This is a genomic window from Candidatus Hydrogenedentota bacterium (genome assembly GCA_035416745.1).
Taxonomy (GTDB): Bacteria; Hydrogenedentota; Hydrogenedentia; order Hydrogenedentales; family SLHB01; genus UBA2224.
Map to the genome: position 1 here is coordinate 12,069 of DAOLNV010000120.1, position 1,193 is coordinate 13,261.

General features: G+C 62.9%; 2 protein-coding genes. Both read left to right on the forward strand.

Annotated features, from left to right (window positions below):
* A partial coding sequence (locus tag PLJ71_21170) for a beta galactosidase jelly roll domain-containing protein (GenBank protein HQM51200.1) occupies positions 1–429 on the forward strand: 429 nt, incomplete at its 5' end.
* Positions 430–521: 92 nt separating this feature from the next.
* On the forward strand, positions 522–1,193 hold a 672-nt coding region (locus tag PLJ71_21175; protein ID HQM51201.1), incomplete at its 3' end, for a hypothetical protein.

Consider the following 1,193-nt stretch of genomic DNA (forward strand, 5'->3'; position numbering starts at 1 on the left):
GATTCCGGCACGCTTTACGAGTGGTACCAGCCAAACGTGGAATCCGGGTGGAGGGTTATCGACACGACTCTGAATTGGGAGATTCAGGGCTTGCAGGATGAGCGGGGCTGGCCATACGCCGGTCCCGCCTGGTATCGCACGCAGTTCGGCATACCCGTTCACCTCGCCGGGAAACCCCTTCGTCTCGCCCTTGGCGGTGTATATAACGATGGCGTGTGGGTGTGGGTGAACGGGATTCTCTGTTCCGGCGAGGGCACCCGCGGACGTCGCGGCTTGTTCGACGACTTCACGCCTATCGACTACGACGTGACCAACGTGGTACGGCCTGGCGAACCGAACACCGTTGCGGTTCTGGTTCACACGGAGCCTCCGGGCCGAAATCCGCGCAGCGGGCTGCATCGCCGCGCATTTCTGTGGTCGCCCAAGTAGGCCATGATACACGCAGCGCATCGTTGTAAGGCGGCCCGGCCTGGAGCAGAATGGGCCGGGACAAACGGGTGCAATTACGGAGGGATTCCGACGTGGTTTGCATGCGGGCAGTGTTAGGGGGCGCAGTCTTGTGCCTGCTTTTCTACGAAGCGGCGAGTGCGGACTGGACCGTGGTCTTGCCCGAAGACTACGCAAACGAGGAAGCCGTACGCGTTGCCCTTGATGATTTGCGGAGCGCGGGCCAACTGACCGGCATCGCGTTTTCGGTCGCTTTCGAGTCCGCTGCTCCCAACGCGGACGCCATCGTCGTCGGAGGGCCCGGCCGTAATCGCGTCACGCGCATGCTTTGCGACACGGGCAGACTGGCCCTGCACGGCGCGGACCACCCCGAAGGGTACGAGATAACGACCCTTCGGGACGGCGAGCACAGGACCATCGTCATAGCAGGCGGCTCGGCGGCTGGCGATGTCTATGGGCTCTACTGGGTCTGGGACCGGCTTCGGGTACTCGGCGAGGTCCCCAATATCGACACCAGGCGCGCGCCGGAGCTGGGAATTCGTTTCACACGCACCGTCGTCAAGGATGAAGCCGCGATTCGCATGGCGTTGCGCTACGGTCTCAACATGGTGTTCTGCGAGAATCCTCTTAACCTGATTCCCTGGGAGGCCGAGCCGGAACGTTCGGAGAACGATGCGCATCGTGGGCGCATGCGCGAGCTGGCAACGTATGCGCACGCGTTGCACATGAAGGTCGTGGCGTTCGGG